The organism is Vibrio sp. B1REV9 (assembly GCF_905175395.2).
Lineage (GTDB): Bacteria > Pseudomonadota > Gammaproteobacteria > Enterobacterales > Vibrionaceae > Vibrio > Vibrio alfacsensis.
In genome coordinates this window covers 15,457-40,737 of record NZ_CAJIMW020000552.1, presented here as the reverse complement: position 1 = coordinate 40,737, position 25,281 = coordinate 15,457, and the positions used below count along the sequence as shown (strand labels likewise).

Sequence of the window (25,281 nt, the reverse complement as noted above, 5' to 3'; positions counted from 1 at the left end):
TAGAGCGACTAAGCCGAAACATGAGATCGGTAGGTAGGCTCACAAGCATAAGGCATTAAGTAAGCCCACGATACTAAGTAAGCATAAAATATTAAGGCTTTGGAATGGCAGTATGCCACTTAATCCAGCTTTCCTCGGCTCGTGGGTTCAAGTAAAACGAATGTCCACTTTTGGCTACTGGCGCAATGTTTTGTTGCTCTGGCGTAGAAAATGCGATACCGCCGCGAACAAGGCTATCAATCGTCCCCGCTTTAATGTTTGCTCCAGTAATACCGATAGATACATCCACACCGGACACATTCCAGAACACACTATTTTGACGAACAAGATAAGCGTATTTTGGCTGAATTTCGATACGAGTCATTACCCGATCTGCAAACTCACCGAGTCGAACATCCGTGACTTGGCCGACTTCAATTTGACGATACAAGATAGGGGTGCCAACTTGGACTGAACCACGTTGTTCGCTTTGCAAAGTAAACGAAATGCCTTGTTCATCCTGTTTTTGTTTTGCCAAAATGAACTTAAATTTCGCATCGCCTTTACCAGGCTCAACACTGATTGATTTTGCTACTAATGCACCTAAGTTTTTCACTCCACCTAGGCCTATTTCTGGTTCCGTTAACCAAAAATGCGAACCCGAAACGGCAATGTTATCCACGTATTCAGGCAAAATTCTTGCGGTAATATCAACAATCTCACGGCGGAAGTTCGGTACAACTAACGTCACTTCACCCACTTTTACGCCTTGATATTTTATCGGCATACCTTGCGCCACTTCTTGGGTACCATCAGTCTCTAAAGAAATGACACGACCATATTTTCGTGCTTGCTTGTGGTCTTGGTAGAGCTTCCAACGCTCACCTGTTTTATTCTCAATACCAGGAATAGAATCGAAAGCAATACCACCTTTAATGAGGGACTTGAGAGGTTGTGCTTTAACGCTGATGCCAGCTAGGGACGCATCTATTTCTACGCCAGAGCGATTCCAAAATACGGTTTGCGCGGTGACTAAATGGGCATAGCGATTTTCTATCGTGGCATTCACAATGACGCCACCATCAACCAGCCTAAAGTCAGACACGCTTCCGACAGGGAGGTTGCGGTACAGAAGCGGACTACCTTTAGAAATTGGCGGTAACTCAGAAGCAAACAAACTCAGAACTTTTGAGCCGCTTTGATTGTACTGCGCCAACTCAGCCAAAGATTTACTTTGGAACAATTGATATTGCGGCAAGATACTATTGGAGCCTTGAGTGACAAAACTGATGGATCCACTTAGCAATTGTTTTGCAGGTGGGACAGTGACACTCAGCCCTGATTCGGTAAGCTCAGCTGATGCACTTCCCGTAACGTAAAAGCGGTTATTCGACTTGATGAGATGTTTGTATTCATTGTCAATGAGAACATCCATGAAGACTTCGTGTTTGGCTTTTTCTGCGTTTTTCGCATCAAGTAAGCCAACTTTAATGATCGAACCTACGACAATGCCTTTGTAAAGAACATTTGCACCGCTATCTAAGCCGAATGAATTATCAGATACAAGACGAATCATGATGGATTTTTCTTGTTGTTGGTCAAATTCATTTTTGCGAATGGCCGTGAAGCGTCGAGCGCGTTCGCCCTCACCGGGAACAATCGTTAAAAAATTGCCGCGTACTAAGTTGGTGATATTTTCGATGCCGTAAAGCGACACTTTTGCTTCTTCCAAAACAAAACGCGTTCCGGAAGTGAGCATGTCACTAAAAGCAGGTTGAATAGCGGCAGATGCTAAGATGACTTCTCGTCCCTCGGATAGATTCAAATCGGTAATCTGGCCAACCTCTATCCCTCTGTACATGATAGGTGCTCCCTCACCACTGACTTTATTATCATCTGGCAACGCTATTTTGATCGGAATACCACGACCAGCGGTTTTTAAATCTTTGTATAAGCGGAATTGAGAATTTTCGTCTACAGGTTCGCCATCATCTGGGGAATCAACAGCGATTGCACCGCTAAGTAGAGCGCTCATGCTTTCTAATCGAACATCAACTCCATCAAAACCGATGCTTGTACCAATACCACTGACGTTCCAAAAACGACTGCGGTCATTAATTAAATGGCGATACTGTTCTTGAATATTGGCGCGAATGGTAATCGACTTAGCATCATCATCCAATTGATAGCTATAGACTTCTCCAATTGGAATTTTTTTATACACAATCTGAGAACCGATAGAAACACCACCTAAATCTCGGCTTTTCAATTTAATATTTAAGCCTTGATTTACGTGCAAATCTGTCGGTGCAGAATCTAATGCATGGAATTTGGTTTCGAATTCATCGCTTTCGCCTGGCTTGATCGAAATATAGTTACCGGAAACTAACGCATCTAAACCTGTCACCCCGCTCAAACTTGCGGTTGGTTTTACGAGCCAAAAACGAGTATCTTCTTTGAGCAGTTTTGTCGCTTCTGGGTATATATCAGCATCGACGTAAATGCTTTTGAGATCTTCAGACAAGTTTATGTCTCGCACCATGCCGACTTCTAGACCTTGGTAGCGAATGGTGGTTCGCCCTGCGACTAAGCCAGCCGCGTCGGAAAAGTAAATCTGAACTCGTTGACCTGCATCATGGATTGATTTCATCACCAACCAACCTGCTAACAGCATCGTTAGAATTGGTAACAACCAAAGGGGAGAAAGTCCCTTGCTTTTCCGAACATCCGGCACGTATGACGTTTGAGAACTTTTCTGATCACTCATTAATTGACTCTTTTTTAGATTGTTTTGGGACTTGGTCCCAGATAAGCCTAGGGTCAATGCTATCAGCTGCAAGCATTGTGAATACCACAACCAGTCCAAACGCAACTGCGCCATATCCTGGAGTGAAATCGAGAATCTGACCACGATCGACTAACGTCATCATGATTGAAATAACAAACAGGTCCATCACTGACCATTTGCCAATCCATTTAACTGCGAAGTAGGCCATCATTCGCTGTCTTTTAAATACAGTACGCTTGAACTTAATACAGAGAAGTATGTATGCCAACCCTAGGATTTTAGCTACGGGAACGATGATACTTGCAACAAATATGATAAATGCGATGCCATACATATCGTTTTTCACTAACGCGGCGACGCCGGAGAAAATGGTATCTTCGAGTCTTTGTCCATTCGTAATCAATATTGATATTGGAACTAGATTAGCGGGAAAAATCGCGATGGTTGCGGCTGCGAGGTAAGCCCACGTTTTTTGGATAGAATGTGGCTTACGGTGATACAGCGCATGATGACAGCGACGACATTTATTACTTTCTGGTTGCGATAAATGACATTCATGACAATGCACATCTTTATGTTTAAACGTATAGGTGGTTTCAGTTTGCCATGCTTCCCAATAGCGACGAATACTTACTCGAGAAAGAAGCAGCACTGTTGATATTTGCAATAGAACCAGACCGATTAAACCCGGACCAACATAAATGTCGGAATAATCTTGTAGCTTGAAACACGAAATGGCGATGCTAATAAGGAATACATCAATCATTACCCAGTGTTTAAGGTGTTGAGCAAGCCACAGCGAGATTTGAAACCCTCTAAACCATCGCTGATGCAGCGAGAAGTGTGCGGTAACAATAGATCCACAGACGATAAGAGGTGCGATAGAGCTACAAAAGAAAATTAACAAGGCTAAAAGGACAAAACCTTCTTGCATCAGCGCGATCATGCCGGACGGCAAAGTCGCAGGTATCATCACTCCAAATAGTCGAATGCTGATAAAATCGAAGAAATGAGAGGGGATAAAAAGTAATAGGCAGGTAATCGCAATCGCTAGGTTACCTGACAAACTTGGATTTCCGCCTCGGTAAAGCTCATAACCACATCGGGGACAATGCGCCACTTTGCCTTGAGCGAGAGGAACGATATCAACGGGCAGTTCGCAACCCTGACACAAACGTACTTTTGCTGGTGGGTTGGTGTGTTTAGATAGAGAGGTCATAGAGACCCCTCTGAATGTTGGTTATGCGTGTGATTGAATTCCACCATATAACGTTTGATATAAGCCTTGTTGCTCAACGAGCTCACCATGAGTACCTGTTTGTGTCACTTTTCCGTCTTCGAGTACGTAGATTAAATCTGCTTGTTTTACAGCAGATAATCGGTGTGCAACGATTAAAGTCGTTCTACCACGTAAGAATTCAGTTAATGCTTTATGCAAGGCAGCTTCAGTCGCCGTATCCAACGCTGACGTTGCCTCATCCAGAATGACGAACTGTGGATTGCTTAACACCATTCTAGCAATCGCTAGTCTTTGACGTTGGCCACCTGACAAGCGAATACCATTTCGTCCAATTTGAGTCTCAAGACCGTTGCTAAGCTGTGATATCACATCTTGCAACTGAGCAACTTCTAATGCTCGCCATAATGACATTTCATCAAAATGGCCGCCTAAAGTCAGATTATGCCTTAAGGTGTCGTTAAATAGTATAGGTTGCTGTAATACAACGGCAATTTTATCCCTTATCACATCAAAACTAATATCTTCGGTTGGCTCATCATTGAAACGGATAGTACCGCTATTTTGACGATAAACGCCGATGAGCAATTGAATCAATGTTGATTTGCCACCGCCACTAGCACCGACTAACGCAACTTTTTTACCCGCAGGTATATACAGTGATAGGTTATCTAGCACTTTCGTTTCATTGTTGTACGAAAAATCAACATGTTCAATACGAACGTCAACTTCTCGATCTTCTTTGAAAGGGTTCACCTTAGATACCGGTCTGTGTTCTTCTTCGAGCTCTAGTAGGTCATTAATTCGTTTTAATGCGGCTTTCGCGCTATACCACGAAAATTGAATGCCTAATAGCTCTTGAACTGGAGACAGCATAAACCAAAGGTAGCCAAACACAGCAAAAATCTGGCCAATGGTCAGGTCGCTAAACATCACCATAAGCATCGCAACGGCGCGAAATAACTCAAAGCCAATTAAGAAAAGGAGAAACGAAACACGACCTGCGGCTTCCGATTGCCAAGCGTATTTATCCGCATCGATTCGCACTTGATCGGCGTTCGTTTTTAGTTGTTGTAGAAACTCACGCTCCTTATTCGCAGCTCGTAGTTGATAAATGCCATCGAGCGTCTCAATTAAGCGATTTTGAAAAATCTCAAACGAGTGGTTTTCTTTGCGTTTAAGGTGCTTAACCATACTTCCCAACTTCCGTGAGAAGTAAATGACGATAGGGTTGACTAAGAGAATAAATAAGCCAAGGCGCCAATCAAGCCAAAGAAGAACGATTGCGGTACCGATAACAGTAAGAAAACTTATAACGAACTTAGCAAGGGTAGACCCAATAAATTTATCGATCGTTTCAATATCGGTAATAAGATGAGCATTGATACCACCACTGCCTTTCGTTTCGTATTGGCGAATACTAATGCGACCAAGTTTGTCGATCATCTTGCTGCGCATTTCGAAAGTGATGGTCTTAGATACGAGTGTAAATTGACGACTTTGAACAATATTAAGAACTTGGCTCGCGGCGCGCATGAGCACAACTAAAAATAGTGTAAAAAAGATATAACCAGTCGGTGTATGCCATGCTTCGGGCAGAACGGCATTCATTGCGGCTAGGCCAGATGCAGGTTTGTCCAATAGCACTTCGTCGACCATCAATGGCATAAGAAGTGGGATTGGAACACTAATCAAGGTCGCAAGTAGGGCGATCAAGTTGGCTATTATCAGCTTTGACTTGTGCTTTTTTACTTGAGTTATCAACCAAGAACGGCTAATAGTGTCGTTTATTGGGTTCATTTTAATTGAGAATAATTCCTATTATAAAGTGGGTGTGCATTTTAGCTACATACTACGAGAATGGAAGCCTTAATATGCAAAAGGGAAAGTAATATGAACATAGAACAATACCAAAGACTGACAAAACAAGCGGTCGCATTGATCGAGTCTGAGTCTGATTACATTGCAAACCTAGCCAACCTAAGCTCATTGTTATTTATGGAACTAGAAGATCTTAATTGGGCAGGTTTTTACTTGGTAAAAGGTGAACAACTTGTTCTCGGTCCGTTCCAAGGCAAACCAGCCTGTGTTCGAATTCCAATGGGCAAGGGTGTTTGTGGTACGGCAGCAGAAACAAACCTTGTACAAAGAGTATACGACGTTCATGAATTTGAGGGGCATATTGCTTGTGATGCTGCGAGTAATTCAGAAATTGTGATTCCATTTTCTATTAATGGAGAAGTTGCTGGTGTGTTAGATATAGATAGTCCGAACATTGGCCGTTTTAGTGAAATTGACGAAGAAGGCCTGGTTCATTTCATGTCAGAAGTAGAAAAGCTGCTTAATTCACACGCGAACGACGCATAAATTCACCCATGAGTGTGGTTTTTCCTTGGCATGTCTCTATAATACGAGAATATTTTTCTTAATGCTTCGCGGAAATCCGCTTAAACCAGGACCCCTCATGACTGAAAAGTTAAAAAACAGCAAAGAAGTTATCGCATACATTGCTGAATGTTTCCCTAAGTGCTTTACTTTAGAAGGTGAAGCAAAGCCTCTGAAAATTGGTATTTTTCAAGATCTTGCGGAACGTCTAAATGAAGACGAAAAAGTAAGCAAAACTCAGCTTCGTGCAGCGTTAAGACAGTACACTTCATCATGGCGTTACCTACACGGTGTAAAAGCTGGTGCAGAACGTGTTGATCTAGATGGCAACCCATGTGGCACACTAGAAGAAGAGCACGTTGAACACGCTCAAGCGACACTGGCTGAGAGCAAAGCTAAGGTTCAAGCTCGTCGTAAAGAGCAAGCTCAAAAAGCTCGCGAAGAAGGCAAGGCAAAAGCAAAACCAGCGGCTAAGAAACCGCAACAGCCTCGTCGCCCAAGCAAGCCAAAAGCACAAAAACAAGAAAAGCCTGTAGAAACACGCACACTAAATGCTGATGAAATTACTGTTGGCAATGAAGTTAACGTGAACATGGGCAAAGGAAACATGGCTGCGACCATTGTTGAGATCAATAAGGAAGATGTACGTGTTCAACTTGCTAACGGCCTACAAATGGTTGTGAAAGCGGAGCACTTGCGCGCATAAGGGAGATACTCCTACGCATGAAATGCCGTTCAAAAGTGACACTGTTTGCTGCTAGCTTTTTGCTAGCAGCTTCAGCTCAGGCTCTCGAAGCCAAATTAGACAGGGATGATTTGCCGGTTCTTGCTCCAGAAGTGCAGCATGAAACAGCTAGCAAACGCGTAACATCTCGTTTTACCCGCTCTCATTATAAACATTTCAATCTGAATGATGACTTTTCTAAAGCGATCTTTGAACGCTATGTAGAGATGCTTGATTACAATAGAAATATTTTTACTCAAGATGACATCAATTCATTTAACAACTGGTCAATTCAATTGGACGATCAGCTTAAAGCTGGTAACAACAAAATTGCCTTTGATGTTTATAACCTTGCAATGCAAAAACGCTTCGATCGTTTTGCGTATGCGTTAACGTTACTCGACCAAGAAATCAAGTTTGATACTGATGACAAGATCGAGTTAGATCGTTCTGAAGCTGCTTGGCCAAAAGACGAAGCAGAACTCAACGAACTTTGGCGTCAACGTGTTAAATACGATGCTCTAAATCTTAAATTAACCGGCAAAGAGTGGCCGGAAATTAAGGAAATGTTAGAGAAGCGCTATAACAACGCAATGAAGCGCATTACACAAACACGCAACGAAGATGCATTCCAGCTATATATGAATGCTTTCGCTCGTGAAGTGGATCCGCATACTAGCTATCTTTCTCCTCGAAACGCAGAACAATTCCAATCAGAGATGAACCTTTCTCTTGAGGGCATTGGTGCCGTACTTCAAATGACCGATGACTACACCGTTATTCGTTCTCTTGTTGCTGGTGGACCTGCGTCTAAAAGTAAACAACTGGGTGAGGGTGATCGCATCATCGGTGTTGGCCAAGATGGCAAAGATGTTGTTGATGTGATCGGTTGGCGTTTGGATGATGTTGTTCAGCTAATTAAAGGTCCAAAAGGGACTAAGGTAAACTTGCAGATCCTGCCTGAGGGCAAAGAAGCCAAGAGTTACGTTGTCACTATCGTTCGTGACAAAGTGCGTCTAGAAGATCGTGCGGTTAAATCTGAAATCATTGAAAAAGACGGTAAGAAGATTGGCGTGTTAGAAGTGCCAAGCTTTTATGTTGGTCTATCCAAAGATACAGATAAACTGATATCTGAGCTGAAAACTAAGAACGTAGACGGCATCATTGTTGATTTACGAAACAATGGTGGTGGCGCGCTTACCGAAGCAACGGCATTGACAGGTCTTTTTATTAAAGAAGGGCCAGTGGTTCAGGTTCGTGATAGTTATGGCCGAATCAAAGTTAATGCAGATACTGATGGTAACGTAAGTTATGATGGTCCATTAACGGTACTTATTAACCGTTATAGCGCATCAGCATCAGAAATTTTTGCTGCAGCAATGCAAGACTACAATCGTGCAGTCATACTTGGTGAAAACTCGTTTGGTAAAGGTACTGTTCAACAGCATCGCTCATTGAATCATATCTATGATCTTTTTGATAAAGAACTTGGCTATGTTCAATACACAATTCAGAAGTTTTACCGCATTGACGGTGGAAGCACTCAGAATCGTGGCGTTGCACCAGATATCGCTTATCCTACAGCTGTTGAAGCCAGTGAAACCGGTGAAAGTGTTGAAGATAACGCACTGCCGTGGGATAGCATTGATAAAGCAAAATATGACGTGTTTCCAAGCAATGATACTTTGATTGCTTCTTTAACAGAACGCCATAACAAGCGTATTGCAAATGAAATGGAATTCCGTTTCATCAAAGAAGATATTGAGAAGTACCGCAAAGAAAAAGACGATAACTGGTTGTCTCTAAACGAAAAAGTGCGTGAAGAAGAATCAGATAAGTCGGAAGCACTTCGTTTGAAGCGCATCAACGAACGTCAAGCAACATTGGGTAAACCTGCGTTTAAATCTTTAGATGATATTCCTAAAGATTATGAGGCGCCGGATGTTTATCTTGATGAGTCAGTGGCGATCACGGTTGATATGATCAATCGTTAATATTTGCTACGTTGTTTAAGTAAAAGCAACAAACGGTCAAACCTAAAGAGTGAGTCATAATGGCTCACTCTTTTTTTTATTTAACGGGCATATTTTATTTGTCGTTATGCACAAAAAGACAAATCGTTTTTCTTTTCCATCATTGATTATTCCTAACAACGATTTATTGAGCACCGTAGACTTTTTCATTCCGAGTTAACGTCAAGTACTGATCGGAATGCATAACCATTGGTTAATTTTCTCCAATAATTTACGTGATATAGATCAAATTTTTAGCGTAAATGAGATCTAAAGCCTAAGCTAAAAGAAAAGCATAAGGGTGCCGAATATGAAATGGTTCATGATTTTACTTAGCTTTTGCTGCTTTAGCGTATCAAGTGCAGAAGACTTGAAAGAAGATAAATTGAGTCAGTTTGATACGCCGTTTCTTATTGGGGATTGGTACTTGATGAACCCCAATCCAGAGGGTTCAACAGAAGACTTTCTTGCTATCAAACTTAATCTTGGTTCTGACTATACATTTTCTATCGATATCCAGAAAAAAGATTATTCGATAGACCACTGGGAAGGTCTTTATAATGCCAATGAAGATACCATCATACTTGGCGTAGATTCCGACGCGCCTCAAATCTACGCATACCGCAATAACCATAATACATTGGACTTAAATGGGGTTACCTTTGTCAAAGGTTTACCAAATGCGCTTGCTGGTATTTGGTCCAGTTCTCATGTCGCCGGTGATGTGATGTTGGCCAACAACATTAACCAAATGGATCTCATCCTTCAGCCTGACTTTGTTTTTATGTTTCGAATTTCGAACGACTCAGGTGAAGAGTCGGTGAAACAAGGTGTCTATTACACCGAAGGTGAACATCTAATACTCATGTACGAAAATGGTGAGCAAGGCACGACTTATAAACTGAAGCAAAACGAATTGACTATTGAAGATTCGAGTGGAGAGATGTACGCCGTACTAAATCGAGTCACGCCATAACATGTTCATCGATACCCAAGGCATCTCAATAAAACCAACTTGTTGAGGTTACTTGGGTCTATTAATTCGCGGTGCATGATTAATAGTGAAATATTCTGATGTTGATTAAATGTTAAACAAACGACAAAGCAAAGGCACTAAAAGCACCGTTTTTTCGTAGAAAGACTTGTATTCTGATACCACAACCCCTAAAAATAGCTTATATCGTGATACCAGTAAGAGGTATTTGAGCCTCTCGTCCTGGTATTTTTGTGGCTCTATATACAAGGATTTATGGACATGTCTCAAGCTCCTCAAGCGAAATATCGCAAAGACTATCAAGTACCATCACACCTTATCACTGATATTGATCTCACGTTTGATCTTTATGATAACGACACAATCGTAACGGCCGTTTCAAAAGTTATACAAAACGCCGATTCGACAAAACTAGAACTAGACGGCGAAGGGCTAGAGCTGCGCTCCGTAAAAGTGAACGGTGAAGAGTGGTCACATCATGAAGTAAAAGAGACCTCTCTACTTTTAGCGGAACTGCCAGCAGAATTTGAACTTGAGATCATCACAAAGATGGATCCTGAAGCGAATACAGCGCTTGAAGGTTTGTACAAATCGGGTGGAGCATTCTGTACCCAGTGTGAAGCGGAAGGCTTCCGTCGCATTACTTATTATCTAGACAGACCTGACGTACTCGCAAAATATACGACAAAAGTGATTGCAGACAAAACAGCGTATCCATTTTTGCTGAGTAATGGCAACCGTATTGCAGAGGGTGATGCAGAAAATGGTCGTCATTGGGTACAGTGGCAAGACCCACATCCAAAACCAGCGTACTTGTTTGCACTTGTTGCTGGTGATTTTGATGTTCTACGCGACAAATACACAACAATGTCGGGACGTCTTGTTGATCTAGAAATCTTCGTTGATAAAGGTAATTTAGATCGAGCAGGCCATGCAATGACGTCACTCATTAACTCAATGAAGTGGGATGAAGAGCGCTTTGGTTTAGAATATGACCTTGATATCTACATGATCGTTGCAGTTGATTTCTTCAATATGGGTGCGATGGAGAACAAAGGGTTGAACATATTTAACTCTAAGTTCGTCCTAGCAAATGATCAAACAGCGACAGACCGTGATTACCTTGGCATTGAAGCGGTTATCGGTCACGAGTATTTTCATAACTGGACGGGTAACCGAGTCACTTGCCGTGACTGGTTCCAATTGAGTTTAAAAGAGGGATTAACCGTATTCCGCGACCAAGAGTTTTCTTCAGATCTTGGTTCACGTGCCGACAACCGAATCGATAACGTTCGTATTATCCGTGGTCCTCAATTTGCGGAAGATTCAAGCCCAATGTCACACCCGATTCGTCCTGACAAAGTTATTGAGATGAATAACTTTTACACATTAACCGTGTATGAAAAGGGAAGCGAAGTGATCCGCATGTATCATACGTTGCTTGGCGAAGAGGGTTTCCAAAAAGGCATGAAGCTGTACTTCGAACGTCATGATGGTACGGCTGCAACTTGTGAAGACTTTGTCTGTGCAATGGAAGATGCGACAGGTGTGGATCTTACTCAATTCCGTTTATGGTATAGCCAGGCAGGCACACCAACACTTCGAGTAAGCAGCGAATACAATGCTGTTCAAAAGACTTACGCACTAACGGTTGAACAGTTTACTGAACCGACACATGACCAAGCGATTAAGCAAGCACTGCATATTCCATTTGATATTGAACTATATGCACAAAACGGTGATGTGATTCCTTTGATCATGAACGGTGAATCTGTGCATCATGTTTTAGATGTGAAGCAAGATAAGCAAACGTTCGTATTTGAAAATGTGATTGAGCGACCAGTCCCGTCATTGCTACGTGAATTTTCTGCGCCAGTGAAACTAGAATACGACTACAGCGACGAAGAGTTAAGTTTCTTGATGAAGCATGCAACCAATGATTTTGCTCGTTGGGACGCAAGCCAAATGCTATTAGCAAAATATATCCGACAGAATGTAGTTAACATTCAATCGGGTAGTGAAGTTAAACTTTCAGATGAGTTGATTGATTCATTCCGAGGTGTGCTTCTTGATGCAAACTTAGAGCCTGCGTTTATTGCTCAAGTGCTTTTTCTTCCGTCTATCAACGAAATTACAGGTTGGTACAAACAGGTAGATATTGATGCGGTTGATGCAGTACTTAATAGCATTACAGTGTCACTTTCTAAGGCGCTTGAAGATGAACTGAGTGCGACATATCACAGCTTGCGTCAAGCCGAGTACAATATTGGGCATGATGCAATTGGGAAACGCGCATTACGCAACCGTTGTTTGCAATTCTTGGCTCACACCGAGAAAGGTAATGATCTTGTTATTGCTCAATATGACGCGGCGAACAATATGACTGATACCATCGCGGCAATGAGTGCTGCGAATAGTGCTCAGTTAGCATGTCGTGAAGTGTTAATGTCCGACTACAGTGACAAGTGGAAGCATGACGGCTTAGTTATGGATAAATGGTTTGCGCTTCAAGGTAGCAATCCTGTAGAAGATGCGCTAGAAAATGTAAAAGCGACCATGAGTCATGAAGCATTTAGCCTGAAGAACCCAAATCGTACCCGTAGCCTGATTGGTTCATTCCTGAACGCTAACCCAGTACGATTCCACGATAAGTCCGGCTCTGGCTATCAGTTCGCAGGGGAAATTTTACGTCAGTTGAATGACACCAACCCGCAGGTTGCATCACGCATGATCGATCCACTTCTTAAGTTCCGTAAATACGATGAGGACCGCCAAGCGTTGATTCGTGCCGAGCTTGAAAAACTCAAGTCAATGGACAACTTAGCAAAAGATTTGTTCGAGAAAGTGACAAAAGCGCTAGACGAATAATCCACGAGAGAATAGGGTGGTAATCAATGCCACCCTCACTTTTATGTAATTTCGAAATATGAACCAATACCATTTCTCCCTCAATATTTCATATCAAACATTTCTTTCACATTACAATGGTGCGGCAAGTTCGGTTCAAGTCATTACCGACAACGGCTTGCGATTGCAACTACCAGCACTGAAGTTTCGACCATTTCTTAGTCAATTAGGTATTCGAGGCCATTTTAGGCTAACAACTGACCAAAATAATAAGTTTCTCAAGTTAGAAACTCTGTGATGCCCAATATTACTAGAGAGTTAAACAGGAATCTTAGTCACATAATCAAACATTTCACCTCTTACCACTACGAATAGTTGTTAAACATTTGTAATTAACCTTTTACAATAAGTCTATGCATTACCTATGCTTAGATTCGGGATGAATACCTGAACTGAGTCCCCCTACAAAACAACAATTCTAATGTGGAGTGTGAATATGACCGCGCGTGAAAATGTAGTGCCGGTTCTGCTTGAAAAGGTGTACCAACTGATTCAAGACAAACTCGAGCTTTCTCACCAACCGCTTGTAACTAAACTTGCTCAACACTTATTTAGTAACATTGCTGATGATGATTTGATTCAGCGAAATGAATCTGATCTTTATGGTGCTGTTGTCAGCCTTTGGCACCATATCAATGAAAAAAAACCAGCAGACATTTCCGTAAGGGTATTTAATCCAACGGTAAGTCGGCAAGGTTGGCAGTCCACACATACTATTGTGGAAATTGTTGTTCCAGATAGTCCATTCTTAGTCGATTCAATTAAGATGGCATTGAATCGTCTCGATCTTGTTTCGCACCTAATGTTAAACAACCCAACGCAACTGGAACGTGGTGAAAAAGGCCAAGTAACGGATGTAAATGGTCAAAGCGGCATTCTTCAATCACTTTTCCATATCGAAGTTGACAGACTCACGAGTAAAGATGAAATGCTTACCCTTAAAGCGGAGTTGCTTTCAATTCTTTCCGACACGCGTCTAGTGGTTGATGATTGGAAAAAAATGGTCGACAAACTAAAGATCGTAACGGATGATCTTGAAAACAACAAAGATCGTGTTTCTATGAACACAGATCGTTTAGATGAGACGATCGAATATTTGCGCTGGTTGGGTGATCATAACTTCACTTTCATGGGATACAAAGAGTACGATCTTGCAAGTATCAATGGAGACAATGAACTCTGTCCTGCAAAAGAGAAAGGGCTAGGGCTGTTTGCTGATGAGAAACGAGTTCGTAGTATTAAATTATCTGAGCTATCAGATTCTGCTCGTCTAGAGGCAAAAAAACCATATGCACTGATTATCACTAAAGGCAATCAAGCTTCAAGGATTCACCGCCCGGCATATACCGACTACATTGGAGTGAAGAAGTTTGATGAAAATGGAAAAGTGATAGGAGAACACCGATTCACTGGCCTTTATACGTCAGCGGTTTACAACCAAGCCGTGCAAAGCATTCCTCTTATTCGTGAAAAAGTTGGACGCATTCTTGAGGCAAGTGGTTATCGCCTAGGCTCATACTCCTATAAAGCTCTGCACAATATCTTAGAGAACTACCCACGAGATGAACTTCTTCAAGCTCGAGAAGAGGAGCTATTGGAGGTAGGAATGGGCGTTGTTCAAATGCAAGACCGTGATTTATTGCGCTTGTTTGTTCGTAAAGACCCATTCGGACGCTTCTTTAGCTGCATGGTGTATGTGACGAAAGACCGGTACAACACAGAGCTGAGAAAAGAAACTCAACGCATTCTTAAACAGTACTTTGGGTGTGAGCAAGAGGTTGAATTTACAACATTTTTCTCAGAGAGCCCACTTGCGAGAACCCATTACATTGTTCGTGTAGACAACAACAATATAGATGTAGATGTGAAAAAAATTGAGCAAAACTTGATGGAAGTATCGACCTCTTGGGATGACCGCCTTAAAGAATCTATTATTGCCAACTTTGGTGAAAGTAAAGGGCTTCCACTATCTAAAGAGTACATGAGCGCGTTCCCTCGTTCATATAAAGAAGACATGATGCCAGGCTCTGCAGTTGCGGACATCGAGCGCTTAGAAGCATTAAGTGACGAGAATAAACTTGGGATGCTGTTTTATCGCCCTCAAGAGGAAGCGGTAGATTCAAAAGCGGTACGCTTAAAACTGTATCATCGTGATGAGCCAATCCACTTATCTGACGTCATGCCGATGTTGGAAAATTTAGGTCTGCGCGTGATCGGTGAATCACCTTATGAGATCGAAAAAAAACAACGGACAAACGTTTTGGATCCTCGATTTCTCAATGCTTCATAAGAGCGAGAAAACCGTTGATCTTCGTGAAGCCCGTGATCGTTTCCAACAAGCATTCGCGGCAATCTGGGCTGGAGATTTAGAGAGTGACGGCTTTAACCGCTTGGTATTAGGAGCGTCATTATCTGGCCGTGAAATATCAATTCTACGTGCTTATGCTCGATACATGCGCCAGGTTGGCTTTCCATTTAGTCAACAGTACATTGAAGAAACCCTAAGTCACTACCCAGATTTGGCAACCGAACTGGTATCGCTATTTGTTAAGCGTTTCGATCCGAAACACAAAGGAAGCGAGAAAGGTCAAAAAGATCTCATTAAAAAAATTACTGAGCAGTTAGATCATGTAGAAAGCTTAGATGACGATCGTATTATCCGTCGTTATATGGATATGATCATGGCCACGCTTCGCACTAACTATTATCAAGTTGATAAAGATAAGCAGCCAAAACCTTGGTTATCATTGAAGATGAAGCCAAGTGAAATCCCAGATATTCCTCAACCAGTACCAGCCTTTGAAATCTTTGTGTACGCGCCGGATATCGAAGGTGTGCATCTACGTGGTGGAAAGGTTGCACGTGGTGGTTTGCGCTGGTCAGACCGTCAAGAAGACTTCCGTACGGAGATTCTTGGTCTGGTTAAAGCGCAACAAGTTAAGAATACGGTTATTGTCCCAGTCGGCGCGAAAGGCGGCTTTGTCTGCAAGCGTCAGCCAACACTAACGAGCCGCGATGAAATTTTCGCTGAAGGTCAGCGCTGTTACAAACGTTTTATCCGAGCACTACTCGATGTTTCTGATAACATCATAGAGGGTGAAATCATTCCACCTAAGAGTGTTGTTCGCCACGACGAAGATGACCCATATTTGGTTGTTGCTGCTGATAAAGGTACAGCAACATTCTCTGATTTAGCTAACTCAGTCTCTACTGAATACAATTTCTGGTTAGGTGATGCGTTTGCATCCGGTGGCTCTAATGGTTACGACCACAAAGCGATGGGCATCACTGCTAAAGGTGGCTGGGAATCGGTTAAACGTCACTTCCGCGAAATGGGTATTAACTGCCAAACTACAGATTTCACGGTTATCGGTGTTGGTGACATGGCGGGGGACGTATTTGGTAACGGGATGCTACTTTCGAAGCATATTCGTCTTCAAGCTGCGTTTAACCACATGCATATCTTCATTGATCCAAATCCAGATTCAGCGATCAGTTGGAAAGAGCGCGATCGTTTATTTAACTTACCAAGATCGAGTTGGGAAGATTACAACGCAGAACTGATCTCTAAGGGCGGTGGTATTTTCTCCAGACGTTCTAAGTCAATCCAGTTAACACCGGAAATCCAAAAAATGTTGGGGACTAAAAAAGCGTCTTTAGCGCCCAATGATCTCATTAAGATGATCTTACAAATGGAAGTGGATCTGCTTTGGAATGGTGGTATCGGCACCTATGTTAAAGCGTCTAGTGAAACGCATACCGACGTTGGTGATCGTGCGAATGACGTGCTGCGTATTGACGGGCGCGACTTAAGGGCCAAAGTCGTCGGTGAAGGCGGTAACTTGGGCATGACACAGTTGGGTCGTATTGAATACGCCAAAACAGGGGGACGAGTAAACACGGACTTTGTTGATAACGTAGGTGGCGTAGACTGTTCGGATAACGAAGTTAACATTAAGATCTTTTTGAATGGTCTAGTTTCAAACGGCGATCTTACCGTTAAGCAGCGTAATCAAATTCTAGAATCTATGGAGGACGAAGTCGGCGAAATCGTATTGGATGACGCGTATCGACAATCTGAATCTATTTCCGTGACTGAACAACAAGGCGTAGGCATCGTCAAAGAGCAAATGCGCTTTATTCATACTATGGAAAAAGCCGGGTATTTGGATCGCGGGTTAGAGTACATTCCTGATGATGAAACACTGATTGAACGAGAAAAACAGGGCGTAGGTTTGACAAGACCTGAGCTATCTGTTCTCGTTGCCTATGGAAAAATGGTCCTCAAAGAGCAACTGGCCGTTGATGAAATCGCAAATGACGATTTCCATGCTAAACAATTGGTTGAGTACTTCCCAAGTGAGTTACGCCGTAACTACAAGCAGCAGATGAATCAACATCCACTTCGTGCTGAAATTATTGCTACCGCGCTTGCGAATCAGATGGTGAATGAGATGGGCTGCAACTTCGTTACTCGATTGCAAGAAGAGACAGGGGCATCGGTTGTAGATATAGCAAATGCTTATAGTGCAAGCCGTGAAATCTTTGAGCTTGCAGAGATTCTTCAACAAACGCGAGCACTAGATAATATTGCGACAGCACAGGCCCAATATGAAATCATGTTTTATGTTCGTCGTGCATTGCGTCGAATTTCTCGTTGGTTGTTACGCAATCGTAGCGCGAAAAGTCGAGTCAGTGAGTTAATCGACATGTACAAAAAGGATGTGCATGTGATTACTAAAACACTCGACCAGATGCTCGTTGAATCAGAAGTTAAAGAACACAATGAATTGGCTCAAAAATGGATTGATAATGGGGTAGAAGAGAGATTAGCGCACCATGTTGCTCGTCTTTCAAGCCTCCAATCTGCTCTTGATATCTCGGCGGTTGCAAGCGAGACAGGAAAAACGGTTGAGCAAGCATCGAAGTTATATTTCAACTTGGGCGATCGCTTATCATTGCACTGGTTCTTAAAACAGATCAACGGTCAAGCTGTTGATAACAACTGGCAAGCATTAGCACGAGCCGCATTTAGGGAAGATCTTGATTGGCAACAACGTCAGTTGACGGCACAAGTATTGAGTTGTGGTTGTGCAGTTGAAGAGTTAGATGTGATGCAAGCACTTGAAGATTGGATGTTAAGTAATGAGCCTTCTTTGCAACGTTGGGAGAGCATACTTAATGAGTTTAAAGTTGGTTCTGTACACGAGTTTGCTAAATTCTCAGTTGCGTTACGTGAGTTGGTGCTTTTAAACCTCAATTGCTCATCTAGTGATTCGTCTTCCTAGTGTTGCACCATTATCCATCTAGATGTGTAACCTTGAATGTATAGAATTGAACGTAAATAGATAGAAACCTAGTATTAAACTGACCCCCAATAGTTGGACACCAATTATTGGGGGTCTTTTTTATGACCAAATAGATTATTTATAATCAATCGTTTATAACCAATCGTTTATAACTAGTTGCTTATAACGATGGATTGTACCTAATCGACTAGTTACACTGTCACTAATAGTGGTGCTTTTTATGGAGGAAATCGTTTGCCAAACAAAGATAAATAACAAAAATTCATTGGAGAAGTAAGACTAACCTTATGATTTTGATGAAATAATACTGGTGTTATATGTTATTTTGCAGAATTCAATCATTTTCATTGAATTACTTTGGAAAAGGGTAAATAATATTGTCCCGTTTACACGGGGCTTTTTTCTTTCGGAGGCACAATGCTCTACCGTCTAGCCAGAACTGGCTTTTTCCAACTTGATGCCGAAAAGGCACATGATCTTGCAATTCAAAACTTCCAGCGCTTTAACGGCACACCACTTGATTTATTCTATCGCCAACAATTACCAAATCGTCCAGTAGAATGTATGGGACTCACTTTCCGTAATCCTGTTGGTTTAGCTGCGGGTTTGGACAAAAATGGCGAATGTATAGAAGCTTTTGATGCCATGGGCTTTGGTTTTATCGAGGTCGGTACAGTAACACCTCGACCTCAGCCAGGTAATGACAAACCAAGATTGTTCCGCCTTCTTGAAGCAGAGGGTATTATCAATCGAATGGGCTTCAATAACGAAGGTGTCGATCATCTTGTTGAAAACGTAAAGAAAGCGAAATTTAATTGCGTTCTCGGGATCAACATTGGTAAGAATAAAGACACACCAATCGAGAAAGGTGCAGAAGACTACCTGATTTGTATGGAGAAAGTGTACGAATACGCAGGCTACATTGCGGTGAACATTTCGTCTCCAAATACTCCGGGACTTCGCTCTCTTCAATACGGTGCGGCGCTTGATGAATTGCTCTCTGAACTAAAAGCAAAACAGTCAGAACTTGCAGAAATACATGGTAAGTATGTACCACTGGCTCTTAAGATTGCGCCAGATTTAACTGATGATGAAATTGTTCAAATTTGTGACTCATTAGTGAAGAACAACATCGATGGTGTTATTGCAACTAATACAACGCTCGATCGAACAATTGTTGAAGGTATGAAGCACGCGAATGAAGCGGGTGGTTTGAGTGGCCGTCCTGTTCAATTACGTTCGACAGAAGTTGTTCGTAAGCTTCATGAGCAACTAGGCGATAAACTTCCGATCATTGGGGTAGGTGGCATTGACTCTTACGTAGCCGCTAAAGAGAAAATGATGGCAGGTGCGCAATTGGTGCAAGTTTATACAGGCTTCATCTATCATGGTCCTGGCTTAGTACGTGATATCGTTAAGAATCTATAATACATGCTATTAACTCGTTGAGAATTCGACGCTTGTTACTAAAAAAGAGGATATGGTTTCCTCTTTTTTTTTGGCCGTTCATTTGTAAAATTTGAAATTATGAGAAGGTAATTAAGCGTCTTACCTCTTACTACTGATCAAATGAATCAAAAGAGAACGGAATCATGCTTAAACCCAGCGACAAATGGAATTGGTATTTTGATGAGCAAAGCACTTATCTAATGCTGGATTTGGGAGAGGATATGCTCTTCCAAACCAACCTTAGCCGTAAGTTGTTGGTCAACTGTGCTTTCTCACATAATGAATTTACCGTTGATGATGCCAGCGCATTTCAAACCTATAGCGAAAGAATACGCTGCTTGGACATCAATGAATATCGCCAAGCTGAGCTGACACTTTATTGTGTTGCCGCCAAGCGCTTCCATAAACCGGTACAACCAAAGAGCTGGTTTTTCGATGCTCAATCTTGTGGCCACGAACCAGAAGAGGGCGATATGGTTTTCTTAAACAATCAATACTCAGATGGTGTTTTTATCGTTCTTGAGGCTGGAGATTCATCAAGTCTATGTGCATACGTAGGGCAGGATGAGTTTTTACTCGATGGAAACAAGTGTTTGCAGTTTGGGCAACCGATTAAGGTTATGCATGACCGAATGAGCTGTGCTAACCATCTGTTTATTCTGACTCCGATGGCGATGGTCGGGTAGCTTTCCTTTTGATTTACTCATAATTTCGTTCCTTTGTTTTTATTAGTCGGCCAGATAGGCCGATTTTTTTTTGCCCCCATATAATCAAACTTCCAGTTTTTGAATCATTGTCACATTGAAACTTGAATGAAAACTCATCAATCAATCATGAGCTGGCTCACTATTATCTCAAATTATTCAATCTAATTCGTACCGATTTCACCTTTCCGATTGATTGTTTTCACAGCATTAGTTCCCCTATAAGAGCAATTTGAAATAAAATTACGATCAATTTCATTATTTGGTATATACCAGTTTTGATGTAAATAAGTATTCACTTTTAATTTGAGCGATGAAATTGAGATAATGTTTTGGAAAGGGTTTTAGCGATTGGTAAAAGACTTGATGTAAGTTTCAGATCATCGGTTTGGGCGGTATTTGTACTAACAAAATGAAAATACCTTTAAAAACGAGGCATTGATCGTAAAGTCAGGTATAATTAAAGCCATTTTTTATCAGCGAAAGAACACTATGAATCAATATCTCGCGGTAACTTCAAATGGCATGGAGAACTTGCTTGTTGAAGAACTGACAAATCTGGGCATTGAAAACGCAAAACCAGTACAGGCAGGCGTTAAATTTAAGGCAACGAAAGAGCAAATCTATCGCTGTTGTTTGTGGAGCCGCTTGGCGTCTCGATTTGTACGTGTTTTATCGGAATTTACTTGTAACGACGACATGGATCTTTACTTGTCGACGTCTTCGATTAATTGGGTAAATCAGTTCCATAGCTCAAAGCGATTTGTCGTTGATTTCAATGGTACTAACCGTGAGATCCGCAATAGCCAATACGGAGCAATGAAAGTAAAAGACGGTATCGTTGATTGTTTCGAGAAGAAAGGCCTACCTCGCCCTAATATCAGCAAAGAAAACCCAGACATCCGTGTTCACGTACGTTTGCATAAAGACAAAGCGATTTTGGGCGTTGATATGGTAGGTAGCGGTCTACATCAACGTGGTTACCGCCCAGAGTCGGGTCGTGCACCTTTGCGTGAAACGCTTGCAGCCGCGATCATCATGCGTTGTGGTTGGGACGGTCATCAACCATTATTAGACCCGATGTGTGGTTCTGGTACGCTATTGATTGAAGCGGCAATGATGGCAGCGAACATGGCTCCCGGTGTTAAGCGTAAACAGTGGGGCTTTGAAGCATTAGAAGACTTCGAACCTGAGCTTTGGGCTGAAATAAAATCAGAAGCAAATGTTCAGGCTCGCCGTGGCGTCAAAAAAAGTTGACGCTAAGTTTTTTGGCTTCGATAACGATCCAAAAGTACTGAAAGTTGCTCAAGACAACGCACGTCGTGCCGGTGTTGAAGAACTGATTGTCTTTACTCAAGGTGATGCAGCAACGCTAACTCGTCCTGCAGGTTTTGAAGCAGGTGTTATCGTATCTAACCCTCCATACGGTGAACGCTTAGGAACTGAGCCTGGTTTGATTGCGCTGTACACTGCATTTGGCGGCCAATTGAAAGCTGAATTTGGCGGTTGTAAAGCATCCATTTTCTCAAGTTCTGACGAACTACTTAGCTGTTTACGTATGCGCGCAGATAAGCAGTTTAAATTGAACAACGGTGCGTTACCGTGTCACCAGAAGAACTATAGCATCGCTGAGCGTAGTTCCGATGAAGTGAAAGGTGCGGATACTCATGCTCAAATAGCGCCAGATTTTTCAAACCGTTTGAAGAAAAACATCGGTAAAATTGGCAAGTGGGCGAAAAAGGAAAAGTTAGATTGTTATCGTATCTACGATGCCGATCTTCCAGAGTACAACGTTGCTATTGATGTTTACGCAGACCAAATCGTGATTCAAGAATACGCAGCGCCGAAAAATATACCGGAAGAAAAAGCAAAACGTCGCCTAACGGATATCATTCGCGCAACGATTCAAGTGACGGGCGTTGAAGCGAATAAGGTAGTGCTCAAGGTTCGTGAAAAGCAAAAAGGTCGCAGTCAATACCAAAAACTAGGTCAAGTTTCCCAGACTTTAGAAGTTAATGAGTACGGCGTTCAACTAATCGTGAATTTGCATGATTATCTGGATACGGGTCTATTCCTAGATCATAAGATCACTCGTCGTCGACTTGGTGAAATGGCGAAGAATAAAGACTTTCTAAACTTGTTCGCGTACACCGGCAGTGCGACAGTTCACGCTGCTGTTGGCGGTGCGCGCTCAACGACGACAGTTGATATGTCCAATACGTACTTAAACTGGGCAAAAGACAACATGCAGCTCAATGGTTGTGTGGGCCGTCAACACCGTTACGAACAAGCAGATTGTTTGCAATGGTTAGATAACGCGAAAGGGGAATACGATCTGATCTTTATCGACCCGCCAACGTTCTCTAACTCTAAACGCATGGATACCTCGTTTGATGTGCAACGCGATCACATTAAATTGATGACGAACCTAAAACGATTGTTACGTGATGGTGGTACGATCGTTTTCTCTAACAATAAACGTCATTTCAAAATGGATGAAGCAGCATTAGCAGAGTTAGGTTTGAAAGCACAAAATATTTCTTCCCAAACTTTGCCGTTAGATTTCTCACGTAACAAACACATCCACAACTGTTGGCTTGTTACCCACGCAGAGTAAATAAGGATTTTAAGTAAAAGGATGTTAAACGTGCTTACATTATACAGCACTGAAGGATGCCATCTCTGTGAGATGGCATTAGACCTCGTCAAACAAACGGGTCTTGCCGAACAAACTCACGTCGTCGACATAGCGTTTGACGACGTACTCTTTCTCGTTACGGCGTCACAATTCCCGTTCTAAAATTTCAAGAATCTGAGTTGAACTGGCCGTTCGACTTAAATCAACTTACACATTGGTTGGATAAAAATGGCATTACTTACCGTTCATAACGCACAACTTGCATTTGGTGACCACCCATTGCTAGATAAGGCAGAATTTGCTTTACAAGAAAACGAACGTGTTTGTTTAGTCGGCCGAAATGGTGCAGGCAAGTCAACATTAATGAAAGTGCTTGCTGGTGACATTGTCCTCGACGATGGCAAAATTCAAATCACTCAAGATGTGGTGGTTTCTCGACTAGAGCAAGATCCCCCACGTAATCAAGAGGGTACGGTTTACGAATTTGTATCCGGTGGCCTAGCCGAAGTAGGCGAACACCTTAAGATCTATCACGATCTTCTTGATCTAGTTGCCGTTGACCCGAGCGAAAAAAACATAAACCGACTTGCAAAAGTTCAAGAGCAACTTGACCATGCAAACGCATGGCGCTTTGATGACCGAGTAAAAAACGTTCTTGGTGCCCTCAAACTGACTCCTGAAACAAAACTCACCGATTTATCAGGTGGTTGGCAGCGAAAAGCTGCATTGGCACGTGCGCTAGTATGTGATCCTGATGTTTTGCTATTGGATGAACCAACTAACCACCTTGATGTAACGACTATCGAATGGCTAGAGGGTTTCTTAAAAGATTTTAAAGGCTCGATCATTTTCATTTCTCACGACCGTGCGTTTATTAAATCCATGGCGACACGCATTGTTGATTTAGATCGCGGTCAATTGGCATCTTTCCCTGGTAACTATGACCAGTATTTGATTGATAAAGAAGAGATGCTGCGTGTTGAAGAGATGCAAAACGCAGAGTTCGATAAGAAACTAGCTCAAGAAGAAGTTTGGATTCGTCAAGGAATTAAAGCACGTCGCACACGCAATGAAGGTCGTGTTCGAGCGCTTAAAAAATTGCGTGAAGAACGCAGCGATCGTCGTGAAGTTCAAGGTAAAGTCAACTTGAACATAGATGATGCATCACGTTCAGGCAAGATCGTGTTCGAAGCCGAAAATGTTTCTTTTGCTTTTGATGGTAAAAAGATTGTTGATGATTTTAGCTTCAATATCATGCGTGGCGACCGCATCGCACTTATCGGCCCTAACGGTTGTGGTAAGAGTACCGTACTAAAATTATTACTAGGTCAATTGGAAGCGCAATCAGGCCGTCTACACTGCGGTACAAAACTAGAAGTGGCGTACTTTGACCAATACCGTGAAATTCTCGACCCTGAGAAAACGGTTATTGATAACCTTGCTGATGGTAAGCAGGAAGTGATGGTCGGTGGACGCCAACGTCATGCATTGAGCTACCTCCAAGATTTTCTATTCGCTCCAAAACGTGCAAGAACCCCAGTAAAAGCACTTTCTGGTGGTGAAAAAAATCGTCTTTTGCTTGCTCGTATCTTATTGAAACCAAACAACTTACTGATTCTCGACGAACCGACCAACGATTTGGACATCGAAACGTTGGAACTTTTAGAAGAAATGCTTGCCAATTATCAGGGTACATTGCTGCTTGTGAGTCACGATCGTGAGTTTGTTGACAACACCGTAACCACTAGTTGGATCTTTGAAGGAAACGGAGTTATCGAAGAATTTGTTGGCGGCTATCACGACGCAAAACAGCAGCGTGAACAGGCGCTTAGTTCGCGTAACTCGGTTGAAAAAGCAGCGAAGAAAGAGAAAGTGGTTGAGGAAACTCCCAAAACTACGCAACCTAAGAACAATTCGAAGAAGTTATCGTATAAGCTGCAAAGAGAATTAGAAGCTCTTCCAGCTAAACTAGAACAATTAGAGTCGGACATTGAGACATTACAAGAACAAGTGAACAGTCCTGAATTTTTCACGAAATCTGTAGAGCAAACTCAACCGGTATTGGAACAGCTCGCTGCTGTAGAGCAGGAGTTAGAAATCGCATTCGAGAGATGGGAAGAACTCGAAGCAATGCAACAGGATAGTTAAGAATTCA

General features: G+C 42.2%; 12 protein-coding genes and 3 pseudogenes. 12 read left to right on the top strand and 3 right to left on the bottom strand.

The window, feature by feature from the left end:
- Positions 1 to 91: 91 nt before the first annotated feature.
- Genes KHN78_RS04765 through KHN78_RS04755 form a run of 3 tightly spaced genes read right to left on the bottom strand, consistent with a single transcriptional unit; the run spans position 92 to position 5,804 of the window.
- Positions 92 to 2,746, bottom strand: a complete 2,655-nt coding sequence (locus KHN78_RS04765; RefSeq protein ID WP_211920034.1) for an MlaD family protein — start codon at positions 2,744 to 2,746, stop codon at positions 92 to 94.
- Positions 2,739 to 3,986: a paraquat-inducible protein A gene (locus KHN78_RS04760; RefSeq protein ID WP_211920033.1), complete on the bottom strand. Its 1,248-nt coding sequence runs from the start codon at positions 3,984 to 3,986 to the stop codon at positions 2,739 to 2,741. The genes KHN78_RS04765 and KHN78_RS04760 overlap by 8 nt, the downstream gene beginning before the upstream one ends.
- Before the next feature lie 21 nt (positions 3,987 to 4,007).
- Complete coding sequence (locus tag KHN78_RS04755) at positions 4,008 to 5,804, bottom strand: ABC transporter ATP-binding protein (RefSeq protein ID WP_211920032.1); 1,797 nt, start codon at positions 5,802 to 5,804, stop codon at positions 4,008 to 4,010.
- Positions 5,805 to 5,897: 93 nt separating this feature from the next.
- Here KHN78_RS04755 and KHN78_RS04750 point away from each other — a divergent pair, with 93 nt between their 5' ends.
- From KHN78_RS04750 to KHN78_RS04695, 12 genes and pseudogenes are all read left to right on the top strand, one after another.
- Positions 5,898 to 6,371 carry a GAF domain-containing protein gene (locus KHN78_RS04750; RefSeq protein WP_211920031.1) on the top strand — a complete coding sequence of 158 codons (474 nt, stop codon included), beginning with the start codon at positions 5,898 to 5,900 and terminating at the stop codon, positions 6,369 to 6,371.
- A 97-nt stretch (positions 6,372 to 6,468) separates the two neighbouring features.
- Entirely contained in the window at positions 6,469 to 7,095 is a 627-nt protein-coding gene (gene proQ / locus KHN78_RS04745; RefSeq protein ID WP_211920030.1) for an RNA chaperone ProQ, read from the top strand.
- 17 nt (positions 7,096 to 7,112) lie between these two features.
- The gene (gene prc / locus KHN78_RS04740; protein WP_211920029.1) at positions 7,113 to 9,107 is read left to right on the top strand and encodes a carboxy terminal-processing peptidase; all 1,995 of its coding nucleotides are present in this window, start codon (positions 7,113 to 7,115) and stop codon (positions 9,105 to 9,107) included.
- A 328-nt stretch (positions 9,108 to 9,435) separates the two neighbouring features.
- The gene (locus KHN78_RS04735) at positions 9,436 to 10,101 is read left to right on the top strand and encodes a hypothetical protein (RefSeq protein ID WP_211920028.1); all 666 of its coding nucleotides are present in this window, start codon (positions 9,436 to 9,438) and stop codon (positions 10,099 to 10,101) included.
- 279 nt (positions 10,102 to 10,380) lie between these two features.
- Positions 10,381 to 12,987, top strand: coding sequence for an aminopeptidase N (gene pepN / locus KHN78_RS04730; protein WP_211920027.1), 2,607 nt, complete (start codon positions 10,381 to 10,383; stop codon positions 12,985 to 12,987).
- A 58-nt stretch (positions 12,988 to 13,045) separates the two neighbouring features.
- The gene (locus KHN78_RS04725; protein ID WP_211920026.1) at positions 13,046 to 13,264 is read left to right on the top strand and encodes a DUF2835 domain-containing protein; all 219 of its coding nucleotides are present in this window, start codon (positions 13,046 to 13,048) and stop codon (positions 13,262 to 13,264) included.
- 198 nt (positions 13,265 to 13,462) lie between these two features.
- A pseudogene (locus tag KHN78_RS04720) lies at positions 13,463 to 18,314 on the top strand (NAD-glutamate dehydrogenase).
- 438 nt (positions 18,315 to 18,752) lie between these two features.
- Positions 18,753 to 19,763: a quinone-dependent dihydroorotate dehydrogenase gene (gene pyrD, locus KHN78_RS04715; protein WP_211920025.1), complete on the top strand. Its 1,011-nt coding sequence runs from the start codon at positions 18,753 to 18,755 to the stop codon at positions 19,761 to 19,763.
- A 164-nt stretch (positions 19,764 to 19,927) separates the two neighbouring features.
- Positions 19,928 to 20,470 (top strand): cell division protein ZapC, encoded by a 543-nt coding sequence (locus tag KHN78_RS04710; RefSeq protein WP_211920024.1) that lies wholly within the window; start codon positions 19,928 to 19,930, stop codon positions 20,468 to 20,470.
- Between the two features lie 510 nt (positions 20,471 to 20,980).
- Positions 20,981 to 23,105, top strand: a pseudogene (rlmKL, locus tag KHN78_RS04705) (bifunctional 23S rRNA (guanine(2069)-N(7))-methyltransferase RlmK/23S rRNA (guanine(2445)-N(2))-methyltransferase RlmL).
- A 72-nt stretch (positions 23,106 to 23,177) separates the two neighbouring features.
- Positions 23,178 to 23,377, top strand: a pseudogene (locus KHN78_RS04700) (glutaredoxin family protein).
- Positions 23,355 to 25,274 (top strand): ABC transporter ATP-binding protein, encoded by a 1,920-nt coding sequence (locus KHN78_RS04695; protein WP_211920023.1) that lies wholly within the window; start codon positions 23,355 to 23,357, stop codon positions 25,272 to 25,274. The pseudogene KHN78_RS04700 and the gene KHN78_RS04695 overlap by 23 nt, the downstream one beginning before the upstream one ends.
- Positions 25,275 to 25,281: the final 7 nt, after the last annotated feature.

Coding starts and splice junctions, on each gene's coding strand:
- KHN78_RS04760 (WP_211920033.1), bottom strand. CDS start 3,986: ATGACCTCTCTATCTAAACACACCAACCCACCAGCAAAAGTACGTTTG.
- KHN78_RS04755 (WP_211920032.1), bottom strand. CDS start 5,804: ATGAACCCAATAAACGACACTATTAGCCGTTCTTGGTTGATAACTCAA.
- KHN78_RS04735 (WP_211920028.1), top strand. CDS start 9,436: ATGAAATGGTTCATGATTTTACTTAGCTTTTGCTGCTTTAGCGTATCA.
- pyrD (WP_211920025.1), top strand. CDS start 18,753: ATGCTCTACCGTCTAGCCAGAACTGGCTTTTTCCAACTTGATGCCGAA.
- prc (WP_211920029.1), top strand. CDS start 7,113: ATGAAATGCCGTTCAAAAGTGACACTGTTTGCTGCTAGCTTTTTGCTA.
- KHN78_RS04725 (WP_211920026.1), top strand. CDS start 13,046: ATGAACCAATACCATTTCTCCCTCAATATTTCATATCAAACATTTCTT.
- proQ (WP_211920030.1), top strand. CDS start 6,469: ATGACTGAAAAGTTAAAAAACAGCAAAGAAGTTATCGCATACATTGCT.
- pepN (WP_211920027.1), top strand. CDS start 10,381: ATGTCTCAAGCTCCTCAAGCGAAATATCGCAAAGACTATCAAGTACCA.
- KHN78_RS04695 (WP_211920023.1), top strand. CDS start 23,355: ATGGCATTACTTACCGTTCATAACGCACAACTTGCATTTGGTGACCAC.
- KHN78_RS04765 (WP_211920034.1), bottom strand. CDS start 2,746: ATGAGTGATCAGAAAAGTTCTCAAACGTCATACGTGCCGGATGTTCGG.
- KHN78_RS04750 (WP_211920031.1), top strand. CDS start 5,898: ATGAACATAGAACAATACCAAAGACTGACAAAACAAGCGGTCGCATTG.
- KHN78_RS04710 (WP_211920024.1), top strand. CDS start 19,928: ATGCTTAAACCCAGCGACAAATGGAATTGGTATTTTGATGAGCAAAGC.